The sequence below is a fragment of the Methylocystis parvus OBBP genome (genome assembly GCF_027571405.1).
In the GTDB taxonomy this organism is placed as follows: domain Bacteria; phylum Pseudomonadota; class Alphaproteobacteria; order Rhizobiales; family Beijerinckiaceae; genus Methylocystis; species Methylocystis parva.
Map to the genome: position 1 here is coordinate 1,244,743 of NZ_CP092968.1, position 21,021 is coordinate 1,265,763.

Genomic DNA, 21,021 nt, shown 5'->3' on the forward strand with positions numbered 1-21,021 from the left:
GCGCGCGATCCTGGGAGCGCCGCGCCCGGCGAGCGGCGACGCCGTCTCAAGCCGGACGCCGCCGCCGCGTTTTTGTTTCTTTCGGACTTTCGCCGAACAGGCCTTTATAATATGCGGCGAACCGCGAAGGCGACGAAAAGCCCAGATCCAAGGAAAGCTCCAAGACGCCTATATTTTCTGCTTCCCTGCTCAGTCGCTCCCGCGCGACATACAACCTCTCGCGCCTCTGCCACTCCATCGGCGAGCAACCGAATTTCCTCTGAAAAGCATATTGAAGTCCCCGGGCTGAAAGGCCGCCGATTTCCTCCATTTCTGATTTCGTCAGAGGTCTATCAAGACTGTTCCGTATGGCGTCGCAGACCGCGTCGATGGTCCCCGCGGTTGAGCGTTCCCGAAAATGGTCAGGCTCCCCGCCATGCACGATCTCGGGCTTGAGCCAACAGGCGAGCTGACGATAAAACCAGTCGTCCAGCCCAATCTTCTCCAGAAATATTCTGCTGACGCCGGGGGAATTTATATAGGCGCACAGATGACGAAACACCGACATGAAATTCATTGAACCGGTCTGCAGATCGAGAATCTGCACTTCCTCGTCGCCGAGATTCCGCTCTTCCGAGTTCGTCTCGCCCAGCATCCTGGAGATGGTGTTTTTCAATCTGTCGGAATCGATTCGAGCAATTAATACGGACCTGGTCTGGGCGGTGCCAAATCTATAGAAGCAGTCCGAAAGCAATAAGGCCCGACCTGCCGCGCCCCACTGATATTGACGCGCGCCAATCTGGAGGGCCGTGTCGCCGTAAAAAGGCATGAGCAGGTAACATTGCTTGGGCGTCCTTATGCCTAATCTCATGGGGCTCGATGCGGCGGCGTTGAGCTCGAGTCCATTGAAACTCAAAGTTGCGATCTTGTGCTGGAACGGCGCTTCGGTGAAAGCCGGCTCGTAGACCTCGACGCCTCCCAGCACCCGGGCCGCTGCGGCCGCTTGATACGGATCCGCGGCATGTATCGCGCGATCCTCCCCAAAAGCGAGAGGCGGCAGGACGCGGGACTTTGAAAACCTCCGCATTCCCAATGGCCTTTCAACCGTTGCATCTTCGCAGAAGATAACTGGGCTACAGCTAAGAAGCAATCGCGCCGCCGTCAAGACTGGAAACGACTTTAAACATCACGACCGGCGCAGCCGTTCTTATCTTCAACTGAATTTCATGGAAATCTGAATTTAGTTCAGCGGATGAATACTCTGAATATCCGCCCATCCAGACGTCAGCGTGGCGCTAATATTTGCCGAAATTGTACTTCGCTATGCCGAAATCGTGTCATAGGCCTTCTTCGACGCGTTGGAGCGTCCGATGTCGTCTCACTATCAGGCTGTTGAAAAACCTCTCGCGCTGGCGGCGCTGATGTGATTCCCTTTCCTCGAAGAAGGCGCCGGTCGCCGTATTACAAAAAAGCCCGCCATACGGCGGGCTTTTTGCGGATGACGGCAAAATAACGCGGCTCCATTCACGCCAGCCGTTTTGTGGGTCCGCCTTTAAAGATCACGCCGACTGATCGAGCTTCCGGACCGGCTCGGCGGAAAGGCGCGGCGCCGCGCGGCGCCAGCCGGGACCGCCGACCAGCGCGTCGTCGCGCGTCGGACGGCGCTGCGCTTCCCGATCGCCGCGCAGGGCGCCGGTGACGGAAGCGACGATCTGCAGGGCGGCGCGCTGCGGCGTCGAGCGCACCAGGGCGACGAGCGACCGCACGCGGTCCGTGTCGTGCGAAATCGCGGGATCGGCGCAAAGGAAGATGCGGGTCGCGGCGTCGGGATCGACGCCGAGCGCGGCGAGCGCCAAAGCGAGCGCCTCGCCCTGGCTGTCGGAGACGACGGCGCGGGCGCGCTCCTTGCGGCATTCGAGCGCGTCGGCGAGCAGCGCCGCCATGGCGTCGCGATCCCGGCGCACGGCCGCGCCTTCGAGGCGTCGCGTGAAAACCGCCTCGGCGCGGCAAAGCTCCGCGAGGCCGCCGGAAAGCGCGCGACGGCAGGCGTTGAGAATGATCCCCGTGCGCTCCAGCCGCGTCGCGGCGAGGAAGAGCGTCTCCGGATCGATGGCGCGATCGTCGCGGTCGAGCAGGATGCGCGCGAGCGTGAGATCGTCCCGCGCCGCGTGCAACAAGGCGCGTCGCGCGGCCTGATCGAGATGGGCGGACCAGTTGGCCGCGAGCGCGCGCAGCGCCTCCGGCTCAGCGCGCTGCGCCAGCGCGTCCACGATTTCGTGGTCGAGATCCTTGCGTCGCGCGACCGCGCTTAGCAGAGGCCCGTCCGAGGCAATGGCGAGAGCAATGAGATCGCCGCGCGGCGCGTTTGGCGCGAATTCCGCGACGAGCGCCGCGCAGGCGCCGCCCTTCTCAAACAGACGGCTGAAAATCGGCTCGGGCGTCTCAGGATGGAAACATAATGGCCGCGCCGCTTTCGCCGCGGACTCGACGTCGACGATATCGATGAGCCCGAGCGCCAGACGCTCGAATTGCCTGATGTCGCTGACCGGATGCGTGGGTCTTGCGACGAACTGGTCCACGATGGCTCGCAGGAGCGAGGCGTCGACGATTCGGCGCTGACTCTTCTCTAACTGCATTGACGCGCTACTCACTCAAACGCTTACGCGATCATCAGTTTCAAATTAGCACGAGGACGTTGACGGAACATTAACCCTCGCCGTCCCCTAATCGCGGTAACGGGCGATTCACTTTTGGCCGCAGCCAGTGCGGAGGATCGAAAATGGGGGAGGTCGTCGCCTTCCAAATACGCGAGAAAACGGCGCGCGAACGAAGCGGGCCGCCAAGCGGCGGCGCGCAAATTCTCTTCTTCCTCGGCGTGCGTTACGCGCGCATCGAGGAGCCGCAGGACGCGCTGACGCCCGACCAAGGCCAGGGACATGGCCATGGACCGCGCGGCGGCAAGAAGCGAAAAAGCCGCGCACGCGCGTAAACCTTTCGCTGCTCTCACATTCTTTCAAGCCTCGGCCTCGGCCGTAGCAAAGCGCCTTAATCCGCTCTAATCTCCGCCAAGTTTATTTCTTTGGGGCTTGGTTTGAGGTGAGCGACGCGACGCGCGCAGCGGAGCAAGATGAGCGCGGGGGCGCGGCCCTCGCCTTGCCGCTCGGGCCTCTTTCCCGAAAATACGCCGTCGCGCTGCAAGCAGCCTATGCGCAGGAGGTCGAACTCGGACGCCCCTTCCTGTGGCGCGCCGTCGCCGCCGGAGCGGGCGTCGTCCTCTATTTCGCGGCCGAGCGCGAGCCCTCGCTCATTCTGTGTTTCAGCGCGCTGGCGCTCGCCGCCCTGCTCGCTTTCGTCACGCGGCGCCACGCCCGGGCGCACGCAGTTTTTCTCGCCCTCGCCTTCACAGCGGCGGGCTTCGCGGCCGGCGCATGGCGATCGGCGCGCGTCGCCGCGCCCATCGCGACGCGCATCGGCGTGGGCGAACTCACCGGATTTGTGGAGGAGATCGACCTCCGCCCGGCAGGCGCGCGCTTCATCATGCGCGTCGCGAGCGCGGAAGGATTGCCGGACGACATTACGCCGGCGCGCGTGCGACTGACGACGCGCGGCGAGCCGGCTTTCGCGGCGGGCGATTTCATCGGCCTCAAAGCGCGCATCATGCCGCCGGCGCGCGCGGCGCTGCCCGGCGGCTACGATTTCGCCCGCGACGCTTTTTTCGCGCGGCTCGGCGGCGTCGGCAATTCGCTTGGCCGCATCGAAATCATGGCCCCGCCGGATCCCGCCTCTCTCGCGCTGCGCTTCTTCGCGGCCATCGACCGCATGCGCAACGCGCTCGCGTCACGCGTCTATAAAACGATCGGCGGCGATGCGGGGGCGATCGCCGCCGCCATGGTGACCGGCAAGCGCGATTACCTTTCCGAAGGCGCGAAGGACCTCATCCGCCGCGCCGGGATTTTCCACATCGTCACCATTTCCGGCATGCAAATGACGCTGGTCGCCGGAATTTTTTTCGTCGGCCTGCGGCGTCTGCTGGCGATGTCGCAGACTCTGGCGCTCAATTATCCGATCAAGAAATGGGCGGCGGGGCTCGCGATGATCGGCGCCGTTCTCTATGACGTCGGCACGGGCTCGCGCGTCGGGACGGAACGCGCGCTTGTCATGACGCTCATCATGCTCGCGGCGGTCTTGTTCGATCGCCCTTCCCTTTCCATGCGCAACCTCGCGCTCGCAGCTTTCTTCGTCGTCGTCTTCGAACCCGAGGCGATATTGGGCGCGAGTTTCCAGCTCTCCTTCGCCGCCGTCGCCGCGCTCATCGCCGTCTATGAATGGCGCGGCGACTACCTTGCGCGGGCGCGCGCAAAACCGCCCATCCCCGGCATGCGCGGGCGCTTCTCCGAATGGCGCGAGGCCTTGGCGGAAAGGCTATTGCACGGCCCCGGCGCCGCGCTCGTCGCGACCCTCTGCGCCACCGCCGCGACCGCCTCTTTCATGGCCAATGATTTTCATGAATTGAGCCCCTATGTTCTCATCGGCAATCCGCTGACGCTGGCGGTCATTGAATTCTTCGCCGTCCCCTGCGCGCTGATCGGCGCGGCGCTTTATCCCTTCGGTCTCGACGGCTTCGTCTGGCGCTATCTCGAAATGGGAATTCATCTCGTCACCTGGCTCGCCGGCTTGATCGCCAGCGCGCCGGGCGCGAGCCTCAACGTGCCGGCCTTCGCGCCCTGGGCGATCGTCTTTCTGGCGCTCGCTGTGCTTTCGGTCGTGTTGTGGCGGAGCTGGACGCTTCGCGCGACGGCGATCCCCTTTGTCCTCGTCGGGCTCGCAGGCGCGACGAGCGGCGCCGGCTTCGATATCGCCGTGCCGGCGACGGGCGATGCGGCGGCCTTGCGACAACCGTCCGGCGAATTGACTTTGCTCGGGAAAAAGACGAGCGCTTTCGCGGCGGAACAATGGCTGCGGGCCGACGCGGATTCGCGCGACGCCGCCGACGCGAAAGGCGGCGCGTCCTGCGACGACGCCGGTTGCATCGCGCGCGCCGTCGATGGACGCGTCGTGGCGCTCGTCCTGGAAAAGAACGCCTTTCTCGAAGATTGCGCCCGCGCCGCAATCGTCGTCACGCCGCTACGGGCGCCGGAAGGTTGCGCGGCGCCGATCGTCATCGACCGCGGCAAGCTCTCTGAAACGGGCGCCGTCTCCTTACGCCTCCTGAAGGAAGGCGTCGCCTGGCGGACCGCGCGCGGCGTGGAGGAAGACCGGCCTTGGTCGCCGCGCCATGCGCAAAACGTCAAGCATGCGAGCGTCGAGGATGAGGAGACGGAGAAAGCCGAACTTGCTGAGCCGCTGGAGTGAGACGGCGCACATCTCAATCGTCCGCGCGGATCCAGCGCCGCGCGCATTTATGGCGCTGCGAGTCGGCTATGAACATTCTCAACTTTGCGCCCCGCCCGACTCAATATCTGCGCAGCAGGCTGACGAGCTTGCCCTGGATACGGACCTTGTCAGGACCGAAAATGCGCGTCTCATAGGCCGGGTTCGCCGCTTCGAGCGCGATGGACGCGCCGCGCTTGCGCAGGCGCTTCAGCGTCGCCTCTTCATCTTCGATCAAGGCCACGACAATATCGCCCGTATCGGCGTAATCCTGTTTCTTGATGACGACCGTGTCGCCGTCGAGAATGCCCGCCTCAATCATGGAGTCGCCGCGCACCTCGAGAGCGAAATGTTCTCCCGTCGACAGCATGTCCGGCGGAAGGCTGATCGTGTGGCTGCGCGACTGGATGGCCGAGATCGGCGTGCCTGCGGCGATGCGGCCCATGACGGGAATCGCAACTTGCTGGCTCGACTCGTCCTCGCTGCGCTCGCTCAGCGGCCGCACGCGGCCGAGATTGCCCTGAATGACGGCGGGCGCAAACTTACCCGCCCGCGGTCCCGGCCCGCCGCGCGGCGTCGCGGATTCCGGCAGACGCAGCACTTCCAACGCCCGCGCCCGGTTCGGCAAGCGGCGGATGAAGCCGCGCTCCTCCAATGCGAGAATCAGACGGTGGATGCCCGATTTGGAGCGCAAATCCAGCGCGTCCTTCATCTCGTCGAAGGACGGCGGCACGCCCGATTCCTTGAGCCGCTCGTGGATGAAACGCAGCAGATCGCTCTGCTTTTTCGTCAGCATAATCCGCCCCCGGCCACGCCGCTCGCTACAAACAAATCATGAACATCTTATAGACGTTCGCTGTGCGTTCCGCAAGCTTTATCGCGGGAGAGGTTAACAGAAGCTATATGGCCGCCTCGGCCGGCGCCTCAAGGATGCGGGCCCGGCATATGGGCGGGAGCGGCCGCGGGCCTCGCAGACGCCCGGTCCTGCGCAATGGCGGGAGCTGCGGCGGTCTTCTCGCGCCAGCCCACGCGCCAGTCGTTCAGCAAACTCCCTGTCCGCTCGGCCGCGCGCACAAGCTCATACAACGCCATGTCGGCTTCGATGAAGGGCTCCAACCGGCGCCGCTGCTCGCTCGTCAGTTCGAAACTGGACGTGCTGATATTATGCGGCTGGATCACATGACGGGTGCCCAGCGTGGCCCGGATATATTCCTGAATCACGAAATTCTTCTCCACCGTCACGATCGCATGGCCGGCTGAGAGATATTGCAGGAGATCGTTGGAAGCCGAGGCTTCGTCGCGCAAGCGGATATGCGCGCGTTGCACGTCCTTTTCCTGCAGCCGCTCCTTCATGTCCAGATAATCGTCGAAATTGCCGACCGGGTGCGTATGCTCGACATAGCTGTGCTCGACGATGTTCTTGAAGGCGGAGATCTCGCGCTGGACGGGATCGCGCAGGATCGTGAACATGAAGAATTTGCGCCCGCCCATAATGGTCATGATCTCGCGCGCGGGGAGATGAGCGGATAGATATTTCCAGCGAAACGCATGAAAGGAATCGTTCGGGTCCCGGATGCGGATAAAGTCCGCATCCGTTCCGAGACGGTAACAGTGATCGTCTCCGAGAACGTTGCGAAAGAAATAGTCGACGGACATGCCGCCGGTGCGCGGGATATGGCAATGCACGATCGGCACGTCTTCGATGGCCGACACCACCATTTGAAATCCGCTCATTGATCGACGGTCCTCCATCGTTGGGATTCGCCCGCCCCGCATGACGACGCTCATCGAGCCGCGTTTGCGGGAATCACAAGGCGGCCGCCGCCTTCAACCTTGAGAATTTTGATCGCTCTCAGAGAGAGACGCGCCCGAGACTAACGATTTGTTATGATATTTCAATAGTTAAGCTGGATGAGAGCACTGCTTCCGCGCGAAGTGAAAATGTCGGGCGCACCGATCCCTTCGCGCGATAAAAACGCCGCCGCTCTCTTTCGAAAGCGGCGGCGCGGGAATTTCTGATTTCGCTTCGAGACTATTTCTTCATCCCGAGCGCTTTCTTGATCGACGCGGTCGGGCTGTCGTCGGGAGCAAGCGCGGACATTTCGCGGCGTTCGTCCGGCGCGAGCGATTGCGCGACGCTCGTGGTCTCGGCCTCGCGCGTCTGGGCCGCGGCCTTGGCGGCGGCCATGGTCACGATGGGGGACTTGGCGGCGATTTGCGTGGCCTTGCCGGCCTTCACGGGCTTTTCTTCCAGCGCGATTTCCGTCGGCCCCGCCAGGGCCTCCGGGCGGCTCGCCTCGGCGACGCGCGCCAGGAAGCTCGGATGCATGCCGCCGTCCTGATAGACGACGCGGACCGGCCGCACGGTTTCGGCGAGCTGCGCGACCTTCTCGTCGTCCTTCGCCGATTTGGCTGAAACGCTCGCGATGAGGCTCGGATCGTGTTTCAGGGGCGGACAGGCGGAGAGCGGGTCCATATGGCCGGCGCCCTGCGCGTTGAAGACGTAGCGGCTGCCGCAATAGGCGACGGTCGGCTCTTCCTTCGTCACCTCGAAATGGTCGTTGCCTTCCTTCAGATTTTTCCAGAACCCGATATTCGCGTCCAGACGGTGCTTGGCGAGATTTTCCGCCGTCATGCGGAACGGATAGGACTGCATCTGGATCGAGCGCTGGCCGCCATTGAAGGCCGAGCGGGCGATGGCGTAGATTTCCGCGATCTGCGCATCCGTCATGGAGAAGCAGCCCGCCGAAGAGCACGCGCCATGCACCATGATCGTGCCGCCCGAATGGCCGAGCGCGCGGTCGAGCTGGTTCGGATAGCCGACATTGAAGGAGAGATAATAGGCGGAGTTGGGGTTCATCTGCGCCGGCGTGATCGAATAGAAGCCCTCCGGCACCTGACGGTCGCCCTCGCGCGTCTTGGGCCCGAGCTGACCCGACCAGCGGCACATGGGGAAGGTCTTGAGGTGGACATATTTGCCCTCCCCGTTCATCTTCCAGATCTCGAACTCGGCCTCTTTCTTATAGGCGCGGATCAGCATCGGCGATTCTTTGCTCGTGCCGATCTGCTCCATTTTCGCAAGCGTTTCCGGCGGAACGGGCGCGAGGGAGCGCTGAGAAAGCCCGCTGTCCTGGCAGGAAGCGAGAGACAGCCCGGCGAAGACGGCGACAGCCGCGGCAGGCTTCAAGACCCGATACAACATGCGCTCAGCTCCCCTTTGCGCCCCGGCGCCCGCGCACAATACGCAACTGTGGCAAAACTAACACAGTTCCGTAACCCAATCCTTACCGGGAGGAGAGCCGTCGCTCTCTTCCTCGTCGGGGACAGACAAAAGGGTGATTTGGACGAGAAAGTGTCCGTGGCGCCATGTGGACGCCGAAATTGAAAGGTGTGACTTTTTTATCTCACGCCTTCGCGTCGATCTTACGGCCCATGCCGAGAAACTTCTCCGCCCGGGCGGCGCGCAACTGCTCGCGGGAGAGATTCGTCAGTCGCGACAGCTCCGAGTTCACGGCGTCGCCCACCGCTGCGATGGCGGCCTCGGGATCGCGATGGGCGCCGCCGGCGGGCTCCGAGACGATCACGTCGATAATGCCGAATTTCAAAAGGTCCTGCGCCGTGATCTTCATGCTCGTCGCGGCGTCCTGGGCTTTCGCCGAGTCGCGCCACAGGATCGACGCCGAGGCTTCGGGGGAAGCCACCGTGTAGACGGCGTGCTCCAGCATCAGCACCTTGTTCGCCGCGGCGATGGCGATGGCGCCGCCGGAGCCGCCTTCGCCCACCACCACCGCCACATTCGGGACCCCCAGCGCCAGAGACGCGTCGGTCGAGCGGGCGATGGCCTCCGCCTGTCCGCGCTCCTCCGCGTCGATGCCCGGAAAAGCGCCGGCCGTATCGACGAGCGAGATCACAGGGAGCCCGAAGCGGTCGGCGAGCTCCATCAGGCGCACCGCCTTGCGATAGCCCTCGGGCCGCGCCATGCCGAAATTGTGATGCAGGCGGCTCGCCGTGTCGGAGCCCTTCTCCTGCCCGATAATGCAGACCGGCTCGCCCCGGAAGCGGCCGAAGCCGCCGACGATGGCCGAATCCTCGCCGAAGAGCCGGTCGCCCGCGAGCGGCGTGAACTCCGCGATGAGATGCTTCATATAATCGGAGAAATGCGGGCGCTGCGGATGGCGCGCGACCTGAATCTTCTGCCAGGGCGTGAGCGTGGCGTAGAGGTCGGCCAGCGCCTTCGCCGCCTTGGCCTCGAGCTTGGTCAGCTCCTCGGCGATCGAGACACCCTCGCCTTTCTCGGCCAGCGCGCGCAGCTCTTCCACCTTGGTTTCGAGTTCAGCGACGGGCTTTTCGAAGTCGAGATAAGAGCGCATGAGCGGGCGTGGTTCCTGGGCGAATTCAGTGGGCGCCCGGCAGCCTTCTCGGGCGCGCGGAAACTCGCTTCAACCGGAGCGGAAGTCAAGGAAGCCAAGCGTCGCGCCGGCGCTATTTTGAACAGCCGCGCCAAGAGTGTAGAACCCCGTGAAAAAGGAGCGTTTTGCTTGAGCTCGACCCTCCCGCCCGAGAGCCGTTACGTCGCCGCGCGCGACGGCCTGCGCCTCTTTTACGCCGATTATCCCTGCCCCGGCTCGACCCGGCTGCCGCTCGTCTGCCTGCCCGGACTCGCCCGCACGTCGGACGATTTCGTCCTCGTCGCGCAGGCCGCGCAGCGCTCGGGGCGCCGCGTGCTGGCCCTCGACTATCGCGGCCGCGGACGTTCCGAATGGGACAGGGACTGGCGCCATTACGATCCCGATATCGAGGAAGACGATATTTTCTCGGTCCTCACGGACGCCGGCGTCGCGGCGGCCGTCTTCTTCGGCACGTCGCGCGGCGGGCTCCATACGATGCGAATCGCGCGCGCCCGGCCCGGCGCGATCCGCGCGGCCGTGCTCAACGACATCGGCCCCGTGATCGAAAAGAGCGGCCTGCTGCGCATCAAGGGCTATGTCGGCAAAATGCCGCCGCTGCAGAAGATGAAAGACGCCGCGGCGCTGATGCGCTTCGCCATGAGCGCGTCCTTTCCGGCCGTGACGCCGGAGCAATGGGAGGCCTTCGCCCGCCAGACTTTCGAGGAGAAGGACGGCAAGGTTCAGCTTCGCTACGATCCCCAACTCAATCACACGCTGGACGAGATCACGCCCGAAGCGGAGGTTGCCGATTTCTGGGAACCCTACGCCGAACTCTCCAGGGTTCCGATCCTCGCTTTGCGCGGCGAGACGTCGGACATCCTTTCCGTCGAGATATTCGACGAGATGGCGCGCCGCGCGCCGCAACTCCAAAGATACACGGTCCCCGGCCAGGGCCATGCGCCGTTGCTTCTGGATCAGCCGACGATCGATCGGGTAATGATCTTCCTGAACGCGCAGCCCTGACGGGAGGCGAATGTCGTTCCGGCGAGCGCTCCGAGTTTCGCGGCGCGACGCGAGGCGTCGGAAACGACATGCGTCTTTTCGTCTCACAAGTCTCTTGCCTCGCGCCGCGTTTGGGCGCTAAGCTCCAGTGTTGTCATCATTTTTGAAAACTGTTCATTGGAGCGACATCCATGATTTATTCTATAAAAAGCAAGCGCGCTTTCGCCGTCCGCGCCCTGTCGCTCGCAGCGCTGCTCGCGACGGCTTCCGCTTTTGCGGTCGAGGCGCAGGCGCGCCATCTTCGACATGCGCCCGCCCGTCACGCCAGAACCGCCGCCACCGACTCTCCCGCGCCCGCTCCGGCCGCTCCCGCGACCGCCGCGCCGTCGCAGGCGCCTCTCTCCGCCAATGACGTTTCCTGGCTTTTCCCGCCGCCGAGAAACGCCGCCGATCTCGATAAGACGATCGCGATCGCCGATCTCACCGCGCCTGATCCCAAGGACGCGACGAAGCGCGAAGCCATCTGGCCCGCCGCCGTCTTCGCGCAGTTCATCGCCAATGCGGAAAGCCCCGCGACGGGGATCGGGAACGACCACCGCATCAGCCTTCCGGCCGGCGCGCACGACGTCAAGTCCTGGCGCATTGCGGGACTGCGCATCGATCCCGGCGCGCCCGGCCTGACGAGCGACATCATCGCCCAGTTCGGCCAGTCGCCGCAATTGCGCTTCATTCTCCAGCCCGTGACGCGCAAGGCGGATGGCGGCGTCGAAGTTCACGATGTGGCGGCGCATGTGATCTACACTTTCTCGGCCGGGAAAGACGCGCCCGCTGAAACGGGCTGCTCGGCTCGTGAGAAACCGGACATGGAGGCGTTCCGGAAGCTTGCACGCGACTTCGCCGGCTTGCGCGACGATCTGGCGGCGGGGAAATTCGGCGGCGCCGCGATCACGACGGCCGGCAAGCCGCTCGGCGTTCATCCCGGGCTCGCCGACAATCGAACCGCGAAGCCCTTGAAGGATGCGCTCGCCGCCGTGCTGGAGCGCCATCTCTCCGGCGGCAAGCTCAACGCAATGGCGGTGATGGGTCTCCCCTCGCCCGCGCCGGAACCCTGGATCTTCATGGCCATGGCGCCGGTGCCGCCGGGCGTCGTGCCTTCCCTGCCGAATGGCGGATTCATTCCGGTGCGCGGCCCCACCCTCGACGGCAAGCAAACCGCGCAGGGCCTTTCCTTCGTGGACGACACGCATGTCATGCCGACGCCGGCGCCCAACAATCTCAACCCCATCACCTGCAAACACGCCGCTTTGCTCGCCGGAGAGGCCGCCCTACCGGTTGCGCAGCGCAAGGGTCTCGCGACCGCGCCGCTTTTCCAAATGGGCGACGCTCCCGTTTCCGACCCGAAGAAAGTCGCGACCATCCAGGAGACCGTGGACCTCGTCGCCGACGCCGATCGCAGTCATTTCTTCAACACCGACTGCGTGAGTTGCCACACCGATACGCGGCGCGCGATGGATTTGTTGAAAAAGACGTCCGTCCCCGGCGTCGATTCCGCCGCCCTTCCGAAGGAAAAATGGAATGTGCGGAACTTCGGCTGGTTCCCGTCCTTCTTCCGGCGGACGCTGGAGCCGACCGCGACGCGCCGCACAGCGTCCGAGACAGAGGCCGTGGTGAAATTCATCAACGCCAACGGGCTGGCGAATCCCTGACGGAACCCGTCGCGCGTAACGCGCGTCGCCGCTTCGGGGGCGGCGTGCGACGTTGCGGGATCGCCGTCAGTCCTTTCCAAAGATCAGCGAAGCGAAGATCGCTGCGAAAAACAGTATGTCGACTACGATCGCAGCGGAGGAGACCGTCGACAGCGACTCGCTTATCGCATCGACGGCATGCGCGAGTTTCGCGAGCGTCGCGAGGATCATGGCCGGCCCTCACTCACGCGCCGCGAGCGACGGCTCGGGAGGGCCGATCCGCATCTGATATCCGTCATGCAGTATCAGATCGACGAGGCTTTTCGCGGAATCCTCCCAACTATAGTCGGGCATCCTTTTTTCCGTGGCGGGGATCCACAGGCGACGTTCGATCTTTTGCGCAAGATCGACCGGGTCGAGGAGCTTGAAGTAGTCGATGTGGTTTCCGCCAAGTTCGTGAAACACCGGCAGATCGGATGCGATGACGGGAAGTCCCTGGCGTCCCGCCTCGACGAGCGGAAGCCCGAAGCCCTCGATCGCCGAAGGATAGACGAGCGCGGCGGCGCGCTCGTAGCAATGACGCAGATCGGCGTCGCTCGCCTTGTCGAGCCATAGCAGGCGCCGCCCAAATTCCGGGTGACGCCGGATGCGCCGCGTCAACGCTTCGCTCTGCCATCCCGCACGGCCGATGATGACGTAGCGCGCGTCGACGCCCGCATTCCACAGCAGTTCGAAGGCGTCGAGAGCGACCGGATACGCCTTACGCGGCTCCAGCGTTCCGACGCCGAGGAAAAAAGGCGTCGGTCTCGACGTGAAGGCTTCGACCTTGGGAGAAACGAGCCCGAAATCATCATCGGCGAAGTCCGAACCGAGGCGCCACCATCCCACGCGAATATCCGGCTTTACGCCCGCAGGCTCGCGAGAGGCATAGTCGATGAAATCCTGCGCGACGCTTCTCGAAACGCAAATGACGGCGTCGCTCGCGAGCGCCAGTCTTTCGAACCATTCCTTAAAAACTTCCGACATTTCCGGAGAAACGGACAGCGGATGAATCAAAGGGATGAGATCGTGAATGACGGTGACGAGACGTCCGCCAGCGGATGCGAGATTGCCGATGACGGGAAGATAATCGGACGTCAGTCCCCAGCACGCGTCGAGCAGAACGAACGTGTCGTCCGGGGTGAATTCGAGAATGCGCGGCGCGCTCGGATGGTCGTAATAGGGAACGACGGCGCCGTTCTGGATCACGACCGGCAAGGCGAAGGGAGACAGGATCGCCCGTTTGGCGATCTCACGCACAACGCGCTGGATTCCCGTCTTTCCGCCAAATCGCGCCGTCGGCGTGACGTCGATGAATATTCGGCGCGACGGCAGCGATGCGGACACTTGCAGCGCCGTCTCATCTGAGAGCGGCGGGCGTCGAACAATGCTGAGGCGACGGCGCCTTCTCTCTCCATCGTGCAGGAATGAAAGGCCAAGCGATCGGGTGACCGTCCAATAAAGCTCTCTGAGGCGAAGATAGGCGAAGGTCGTGATGGGATCGACCGATTCCTCGAACCGCCGCCGGCGCATTTCGGCGTTTTCGCGCTGCGCCTGCGCGGCCAGATAAAGCGTGATCTTCTTTTCGTCAGCGCTGAACGTGTGCATGTCCTTGCCCTTCGCGAGATAAAGCCGTCCCGTCGCGCGCCTTCGCGGCCGCGTGAATGTTTCTGGCCCTGGCGATGACCGGCGGAACGGCGGCGGCGGCCGGCCTCGAGCCGCTAAAGCTGCAAAGGCGTCGGAGCGCAGCGTTCGATCCCTGCGCAGGAGAAGCCCGAGCCCCGCTCGCCTCCATGCGAGGCGCGGGCGAGCAGCACGAAGACGGAGGCGAGCGCGACGACGATCGCCAGACGAAAAGCCGGAATCCGATGCGCCCGGGGCGGCGACGGCGGCCGCATTTGGTCAAAGGATTCGATGGACAAAATCCTGCGCTTCATCGTCGCCTCTTGTGTGTGATTTTTTCCCACGTCAATTTTATGCGTGGGATTTTTTCTCACGTCAAGCCGTGTGTGGGATTGTGTCCCACTTCTTTTCGCGCTACCGAGGTCTATGGCCGACGCCAGAGATGAAGGTCTTCCCGACGCAGCCCGCCTTCAGCAGCCGGTCGCCCGGCTGCTGCGCCCGCTCGTGCGCCTCTTCATCTCCTGCGGCACGACCTTCCCCGCGCTTTGCGACCTGCTCCGGGAGCTTTACGTGAATGTCGCGGTTCACGATTTCGCCCTGCCTGACAAGGAGCAGACGGACAGCCGGATCAGCCTGTTGACCGGCATTCACCGCAAGGAGGTCCATCGTCTGAGAAGCGCCGGTGCGCCGGTGCGGATGGTCCCCGCCGCCGTGTCCCGCACGACCCAGATCGTCGCCCTCTGGATGGCCGACACACGCTTTACCGACGAGACCGGCGCGCCGGCTCCGCTACGCCGCGCCGGATCGGAAGGGAGCGGCCCGACATTCGAATCTCTCGTCGAGGAAGTGACGCGCGACGTTCGGCCGCGCGCGGTGCTCGACGAATGGCTGGACCGAAAAATCGTGACCGTCGACGCGGTGGGAAGGATCGTTCTCGCCGAGGCGGCGATTGCGCCGAGCAAGGGCGACGAGCGTCAGCTCTATTATTTCGGCCGGAACCTCCACGATCACATAGCGGCGGCGGTCGCCAATATTTCGACGAGCCCCGCGCCTTTCATGGAGCGCGCGGTTCATTACGAAGGCTTGTCGCAGGACGCGGCGCGTCGTCTCGAAGCGCTGTCGCGCGAACTGGCGATGAATGCGCTGCTCGCGGCGAACCGCGAAGCGCAGGCGATGCAAAAGAACAGCGAGGACGGCGAGTGGCGCTGGAATTTCGGCGTTTACGTCTATCGTGAAAAAACGCCGCCGGGCGAACGCGTCGACGACGACGCGGAGAAACAGCCGTGACGCATCCCGTTCGCCCGACGCGCCGCCAGTTCGGCGCGCTGCTCTTCGCTCTGCTCTCGACCGCTTCGCGGCGCGCTTTCGCGGCCGGCGGGAATCCGAAGGACAATGGGCTGGGCGGAACCGGCTATATCTCGCCGATGCCCGATCCCGACAACGGATTGGGCGGCACGGGAGTCGTCGGCGTGATACGCGGCTTCGGCAGCGTCATCGTCAACGGCCTTCGCATCTCCTATCCGTCCAATGCGGAGGTCACGATCGACGGAGAGCCCGCGAATCCGGCAGCGATGCGAATCGGCCATGTCGTCTCGCTCGTCGCAAGGCGCGAGAACGGCGCGTATTCGACAAAGAAGCTCGATATTCTGCGAGAGGCCGTCGGCGCGATCGAATTCGTTTCAGATCGAAAAATGCGGGTGCTGGGACAGAAAATCGAACTCGGGCGGAACGTGAAGAGCGACGGACTTGCCGTCGGGCGCCTTGTCGCCGTCAGTGGTTTGCGCCTGCCCGACCAGACGATCGTCGCGAGCCTCGTCGAGCCTGTCGCGCCGGGCGCCGCTCAGCTTCTCGGAACGGTCACGCGCGCGAAGGATGGAGGGCTCGAAATCGGCGGTCAGCGGCTCGAAGGCGTCGCGGAGTCCATGCTCGGTCGCCGCGTCCTGCTTCGCGGCGCGCAGCGCGGCGCGACGCTCGACGCGTCGCATGTCGCCGACGCCCCCTGGCTGCCGCGCGGCGCCGAGCGTTTCGTCGCGGAAACCTATCTCGAACGCTACGGCTCGACCGTGACGACCGCGAGCGGTCTCGACCTTGGAGACGCGAACGGCATGTCTTTCCGGGGCGTCGTTCGCGCCGTCGTGAGCTTCGAGCTCGATCCGGCGGGCGGATGGTCCGTTCAATCCTTCGAGCCGACCGAGTCGCTCGGCGCGCATGGCGCGGCGGGCCCGCGCCGCATGGAGCAGGAGGCTCCGAAAGCCGCGCCCGACCAAACCCCCCCGCCATCGCCGGGCGGCGGCGGAACCGGATTCAGCCTTCCCGGCGCGCCGGCCGAACCGGGCGGTTTCGGGCCGGGCGGCGGATTCGGTTTGCCCGATCCCGGCGGACCGGGAGGCTTTGGCGGTCCGGGTGACATGGGACCTGGCGGACCGGGACCCGGCGGACCGGGACCCGGCGGAATGGGACCTGGCGGGATGTTCCACCCGCCGGGGATGCGCCGCCGTTGATCGGCGACAAGGCTTGCGCGCTACGGCGCGTAGCCCTGCGCCTGATTCACGCGCGACGCCGCCTGCCCGACCGCGACCGACGCCGCGGCCTGCGCGCGTTGCGCGTCGAGCTGCAACTGCCGGACGCGGTAAAGGTCGAAAGCGTTGATTTCGCCGAGCGCGAAGGATTTGCGCGAGAGATCGAATTGTTCATTGGCGACGGAGAGACGCTGGGCGGCGAGTCCCGAAGCCTTCCGCGCTGCGGCCAAATTCACGCGCGCCGCCTTTATCTCGGCGAGGATCACGCGCTTCGCCTTCTCATATTCGGCGCGCGCGCGCGTCATCTCGGCCTCGGCTTCGGCGCGGCGCGGCGCCTGCCGGCCGTCGGTCGGCAGCGGAATGCGAATCCGCACGCCCACCGTCGTCGCATTGGTGAGCTGATCCGTGATCGGTTGCGACGTATCGGTCGAATATTGGCGGTTATGTTCCTGCCGCCCGAAAACGCCGATGTCGGGATTGTCGATCGGCGTCGCTTCGACGAGCTGCAATTGCGTCTCGGCGCGGCGCAAGGCGGCGAGCGGCGTGCGCAGCGCCGGATGATCCTCGATGTCGCCCGCGGGCTTCACCGTCTCCAGCGCGCCGTCCGGCGGCGCGCCGCCGGTAAGCGCTGCGTAGGTCACGCGCGCGACCTTCTCCGCGCCTTCCGCTTGCGCCAGCTCCGTTTCGGCGGCCAGCAATTCGTTCTTGGCGAGCAAAGCGTCGCCTTGCGCCGCGTCGCCGAGTTCGACGCGCCGCGTCATGTCCGCGCCGATTTCGCGCGCCATCGTCACGCGGCTCTTCGCGACATTGACCTCGCGCGCGGCGCGTTGGGCGTTCCACCACGCGTCGCGCAGGAGGCCCGCGACGTCCAGACGGCGCAATCCCATCTTTTCCTCGATCTCGATCACGCCGGTCGAAACCGTCGCCTCCATCGCGTCGCGCTGGCCGGGGAGCCACAAGGGCAGACCCGCCTCGACCTCGGTCTCGTTATAGTCGCGCAGATTGCCGCCGACGGCGTTGCGCTGCGTGCCGCCGAGATAGGGCGAGCCCGGCGTGATCGAACGCGTCGTGGCGTAGCGCGACGACACCGCGCCCAACTGCGCCTCCAACGTCTTGCTCTGCGCGTCGATCGCCACCGCCATGTCGAGATGGCGCGCCAGCACATGGCCGAGCGGCTTCTTGCCGCGTTTCTCGATATTGCCCTCTCCGCCCTTCACGGACACCGCGCCGCTCGTCTTCGGCGCGGCCGCGGCGTCCGCGGCGAATGCGCAAAAGGAAAGAGCGAGGGCCGCGGCGCGCAGGCTCATGAGATCACCCGATGCGCCAGGCGGCCGCGCTTGGCGCGCAGGAGCCAGCCGGTCGAACGATCATAAAGGATCGGCAGCAGGATGAGCGTGAGAATGGTCGCGGAAATCAGGCCGCCAATGACGACGATCGCCAGCGGGCGCTGAATTTCCGCGCCGGGCCCGGTCGCGAAAAGGAAGGGAATGAGGCCGAAGGCGGCGATCGTGGCGGTCAGCATGACCGGCCGCATGCGCCGCCGCGCGCCTTCCATTACGGCGTCCCGCACCGTGCGCGTTCCTTCTCCGACAAGCTTGTTGATGTAGGAGATCAGCACCACGCCGTTCAACACGGCGATGCCGATCAGCGCGATGAAGCCGACCGAAGCCGGCACGGAGAGAAACTCGCCCGAGAGCCAGAGGCCGAGAACGCCGCCGATCGCGGCGAAGGGCACGTTGCAAAAGACGAGCGTCGCCTGCAAAGCGGAATTGAAGGTGAAATAGAGCAGCACGAAGATCATCGCGAGCGCGATGGGCACGACGATCGCGAGGCGCGCCGATGCGCGCTGCTGGTTCTCGAACTGCCCGCCCCATCGATATGTGTAACCCTTGGGCGTCTTCACATGATGCGCGACGGCCGCCTTGGCTTCATCGACGAAGCCGACGAGATCGCGACCCTCGACATTGGCGAGAACGGTCGCGAAGCGCCGCCCCTCCTCGCGAATGACCTGGATCGGGCCGTTCTCGGCCTGCACCTCGGCGAGCTGCGACAGCTCGACGACCTTGCCGTCATTGGAGACCATCGGCAGGCGGGCGAAATCGACGGAGGAGCGCCGGGACGTTTCCGATCCGCGCACGACGAGCGGCGTGCGGATCGGCCCTTCGAGAATGATGCCGACCTGCTGGCCGTCGACCCAGACGCGCAACGCGTCCTGAATTTCGCCGGCGTTCAGCCCGAAACGTCCCGCCGCGAGACGATCGACGCGCGCCGTGAGATAGCGCATGCCGTCATTCTGCAGGCCGAACACGTCGCGCGCGCCGGGTATCTTCTTCAGCTCCGTCGCGACCTCGCGCGTCAGGCGGTTCAGTTCGTTGATGTCGTCGCCGAAAATCTTGACCACGACGTCGCCGCGGGCGCCGATGATCATCTCCTGCACGCGCATGTCGATCGGTTGCGAGAAGGCGTAGGAGATGCCCGGTATCTCGTCGAGAACCTTGCGGATCTCGCCCATGAGCCAGTCGACGCCATGCCCGCGCCATTCCTTCTCGGGCGCGAGCGTCAGAAAATTATCCGTCTCGTTGAGCCCGACGGGGTCGATGCCGAGTTCGTCGGCGCCGGCCCGCGCCATCATGCCTTTCACCTCCGGCACTTTCTCCATGATCTCGCGCTGGATGAGCCGGTCCGTCTCGGCGGCGACGGCGACGCTGATCGTCGGATGCTTGCGGATGGTGATGACCGGGGTGCCCTCGTTCATCACGGGCATGAAGGTCTGGCCGATGCGCGAATAGGCGACGCCCGCGACGACGAGCCCCGCCAGCGCGATCCCCGCCACGATGAGAGGGCGCGCCAAAGCGCGCTCCAGCAGCGGCTCATAGACGGCGGCGATCTTGCGCACGAGCCAAGGCTCGTCGGCATGGCCGGGCTGCAAGATGGTGGCGCTCAGCGCCGGCACGACCGTGAGCGACAGGATCAGCGCGGAAGCGAGCGCGAAGGCGATGGTCAGCGCGACAGGCGCGAAGAGTCTGCCCTCCAGCCCTTCGAGCGAGAGCAGCGGCAGGAAGACCGTCACGATGATGATCACGCCGGACGCCAGCGGCGTCGCGACCTCGCTCGTCGCCTCGAGCGTCATGAAGATGCGGTCGGCGAGCGTCACGTCATGCGCTTCCGACAGGCGGTGTTCGACATTCTCCACCACGACGACCGCGCAATCGACGAGAAGGCCGATGGCGATGGCGAGGCCGCCGAGCGACATGATGTTGGCCGACAGGCCCCAAAGCCGCATCACCCCGAAAGTGGCGAGCGCCGCGAGCGGCAGAATGACCGAGACGACGAGCGCCGCGCGAAGATTGCCGAGGAACAGGGCGAGCAGGATCACGACGAGGACGATCGCCTCGATCAGCACTTTCTGCACGGTCCAGACGGCTTTGCCGATCAGTTCGCTGCGGTCGTAGAAAATCTCGAGCTTCGCGCCCTTGGGCAGCAGGGGCTCGATTTCGGCGAGCTTCGCCTTCACGCCCGTCACCACCGTGCGGGCGTCCGCGCCACGCAGGCCGAGCACGAGCCCCCAGACGGCTTCATCCGTGCCGTTGCGCGTCACAACGCCGTTGCGCGGCAGCGAGCCGAAGCGCACTTCGGCGACGTCGCCGACGCGCACGATGCCCGTCGCGCGGGCGGCGATGACGACGGAGCGTATTTCATCGAGCGAGCGCAGCCGGCCTTCGGCGCGCACCAGCAGCGCCTCCTCGCCGTCGCGGACGCGGCCGGCGCCGTCATTCCTGTTGTTGTCTTTGAGCGCGGCCTCGAGCATCCCGACCGTGACGCCGCGCGCCGCCATGGCGGAAGGCGACGGCGCGACCTCGAATGTGCGCACGAAGCCGCCGAGCACATTGACGTCCGCGACGCCCTGCAGGCCGCGTAGCGCCGGGCGGATCGTGAAGTCCAGCAGGCTTCGCTGCTCGGTCGGCGTCAGATTGCCGCCGACAATGGTGAACATGAGCATTTCGCCGAGCGGCGTGACGATCGGCGCCAAGCCGCCGCCGGCGCCGGCCGGCAGTTGATCCAGAACCTGCGACAGACGCTCATTGACCTGGGCGCGCGCCCAATAGATGTCGACGCCCTCCGCGAATTCGAAAGTGATCAGCGCAACGGAATAACGCGTGGTCGAGCGCATGCGGATGAGCGAGGGGATGCCTTTTGCGGCAATCTCGATCGGCGCCGTGACGCGCGTTTCGAGTTCTTCCGGCGTCAGGCCCGGCGCGCGCATGGCGACGAGCACCTGAATCGGCGCGACGTCGGGAAAGGCGTCGATCGGCAGTTTGAGATAGCTCGCCGCGCCCCAGCCCGCGATGAAGAGCGCGCCCAGAAAGGTGAGGAGCCGCTGCCGCAGCGAGAAGTGGATCAGGCGCTCGAGCATCG

17 protein-coding genes are annotated in these 21,021 nt (G+C 65.0%); 6 read left to right on the plus strand and 11 right to left on the minus strand.

Annotated elements, in window-relative coordinates; genetic code table 11:
- Positions 1 to 46 precede the first annotated feature (46 nt).
- Positions 47 to 1,066, minus strand: coding sequence for a helix-turn-helix domain-containing protein (locus MMG94_RS06200; RefSeq protein ID WP_016917861.1), 1,020 nt, complete (start codon positions 1,064 to 1,066; stop codon positions 47 to 49).
- A 472-nt stretch (positions 1,067 to 1,538) separates the two neighbouring features.
- Positions 1,539 to 2,615: a DUF2336 domain-containing protein gene (locus tag MMG94_RS06205; protein ID WP_016917862.1), complete on the minus strand. Its 1,077-nt coding sequence runs from the start codon at positions 2,613 to 2,615 to the stop codon at positions 1,539 to 1,541.
- Between the two features lie 143 nt (positions 2,616 to 2,758).
- Here MMG94_RS06205 and MMG94_RS06210 point away from each other — a divergent pair, with 143 nt between their 5' ends.
- Together MMG94_RS06210 and MMG94_RS06215 are read left to right on the plus strand one after the other, a co-directional pair.
- Positions 2,759 to 2,968 (plus strand): hypothetical protein, encoded by a 210-nt coding sequence (locus MMG94_RS06210; protein ID WP_016917863.1) that lies wholly within the window; start codon positions 2,759 to 2,761, stop codon positions 2,966 to 2,968.
- 107 nt (positions 2,969 to 3,075) lie between these two features.
- Positions 3,076 to 5,331, plus strand: a complete 2,256-nt coding sequence (locus MMG94_RS06215) for a ComEC/Rec2 family competence protein (protein WP_016917864.1) — start codon at positions 3,076 to 3,078, stop codon at positions 5,329 to 5,331.
- A 100-nt stretch (positions 5,332 to 5,431) separates the two neighbouring features.
- On the opposite strand, the gene lexA is transcribed toward MMG94_RS06215, so the two are convergent.
- The 4 genes from lexA to MMG94_RS06235 all read right to left on the minus strand — a co-directional run bounded on the left by lexA (position 5,432) and on the right by MMG94_RS06235 (position 9,719).
- The gene (gene lexA / locus MMG94_RS06220; protein ID WP_016917865.1) at positions 5,432 to 6,145 is read right to left on the minus strand and encodes a transcriptional repressor LexA; all 714 of its coding nucleotides are present in this window, start codon (positions 6,143 to 6,145) and stop codon (positions 5,432 to 5,434) included.
- A gap of 128 nt (positions 6,146 to 6,273) precedes the next feature.
- Positions 6,274 to 7,083: a sulfotransferase family 2 domain-containing protein gene (locus tag MMG94_RS06225; RefSeq protein ID WP_016917866.1), complete on the minus strand. Its 810-nt coding sequence runs from the start codon at positions 7,081 to 7,083 to the stop codon at positions 6,274 to 6,276.
- A gap of 298 nt (positions 7,084 to 7,381) precedes the next feature.
- Positions 7,382 to 8,551 carry a L,D-transpeptidase family protein gene (locus tag MMG94_RS06230; RefSeq protein WP_016917867.1) on the minus strand — a complete coding sequence of 390 codons (1,170 nt, stop codon included), beginning with the start codon at positions 8,549 to 8,551 and terminating at the stop codon, positions 7,382 to 7,384.
- Between the two features lie 202 nt (positions 8,552 to 8,753).
- Positions 8,754 to 9,719, minus strand: a complete 966-nt coding sequence (locus MMG94_RS06235) for an acetyl-CoA carboxylase carboxyltransferase subunit alpha (RefSeq protein ID WP_016917868.1) — start codon at positions 9,717 to 9,719, stop codon at positions 8,754 to 8,756.
- Between the two features lie 168 nt (positions 9,720 to 9,887).
- On the opposite strand from MMG94_RS06235, the gene MMG94_RS06240 reads away from it, so the two are divergent.
- Positions 9,888 to 10,760: an alpha/beta fold hydrolase gene (locus tag MMG94_RS06240; RefSeq protein WP_016917869.1), complete on the plus strand. Its 873-nt coding sequence runs from the start codon at positions 9,888 to 9,890 to the stop codon at positions 10,758 to 10,760.
- A gap of 170 nt (positions 10,761 to 10,930) precedes the next feature.
- Positions 10,931 to 12,445, plus strand: coding sequence for a hypothetical protein (locus tag MMG94_RS06245; protein WP_016917870.1), 1,515 nt, complete (start codon positions 10,931 to 10,933; stop codon positions 12,443 to 12,445).
- Between the two features lie 66 nt (positions 12,446 to 12,511).
- Here the strand turns inward: MMG94_RS06245 and MMG94_RS06250 are convergent, their stop codons facing one another.
- The 3 genes from MMG94_RS06250 to MMG94_RS06260 all read right to left on the minus strand — a co-directional run bounded on the left by MMG94_RS06250 (position 12,512) and on the right by MMG94_RS06260 (position 14,400).
- Entirely contained in the window at positions 12,512 to 12,655 is a 144-nt protein-coding gene (locus MMG94_RS06250) for a hypothetical protein (RefSeq protein ID WP_016917871.1), read from the minus strand.
- A gap of 9 nt (positions 12,656 to 12,664) precedes the next feature.
- Entirely contained in the window at positions 12,665 to 14,071 is a 1,407-nt protein-coding gene (locus MMG94_RS06255; RefSeq protein WP_016917872.1) for a glycosyltransferase family 4 protein, read from the minus strand.
- Between the two features lie 113 nt (positions 14,072 to 14,184).
- Entirely contained in the window at positions 14,185 to 14,400 is a 216-nt protein-coding gene (locus tag MMG94_RS06260; protein ID WP_016917873.1) for a hypothetical protein, read from the minus strand.
- Between the two features lie 112 nt (positions 14,401 to 14,512).
- On the opposite strand from MMG94_RS06260, the gene MMG94_RS06265 reads away from it, so the two are divergent.
- Both MMG94_RS06265 and MMG94_RS06270 read left to right on the plus strand, forming a co-directional pair.
- Entirely contained in the window at positions 14,513 to 15,373 is an 861-nt protein-coding gene (locus tag MMG94_RS06265) for a DUF6502 family protein (RefSeq protein ID WP_016917874.1), read from the plus strand.
- On the plus strand, positions 15,370 to 16,587 hold the full coding sequence (locus MMG94_RS06270) for a DUF5666 domain-containing protein (RefSeq protein WP_016917875.1): 1,218 nt from the start codon (positions 15,370 to 15,372) through the stop codon (positions 16,585 to 16,587). Before MMG94_RS06265 ends, MMG94_RS06270 begins: the two co-directional genes overlap by 4 nt.
- Positions 16,588 to 16,607: 20 nt before the next feature.
- Here the strand turns inward: MMG94_RS06270 and MMG94_RS06275 are convergent, their stop codons facing one another.
- The gene (locus MMG94_RS06275; protein WP_016917876.1) at positions 16,608 to 17,912 is read right to left on the minus strand and encodes a TolC family protein; all 1,305 of its coding nucleotides are present in this window, start codon (positions 17,910 to 17,912) and stop codon (positions 16,608 to 16,610) included.
- The gene (locus MMG94_RS06280) at positions 17,909 to 21,019 is read right to left on the minus strand and encodes an efflux RND transporter permease subunit (protein WP_016917877.1); all 3,111 of its coding nucleotides are present in this window, start codon (positions 21,017 to 21,019) and stop codon (positions 17,909 to 17,911) included. The genes MMG94_RS06275 and MMG94_RS06280 overlap by 4 nt, the downstream gene beginning before the upstream one ends.
- Positions 21,020 to 21,021 lie beyond the last annotated feature (2 nt).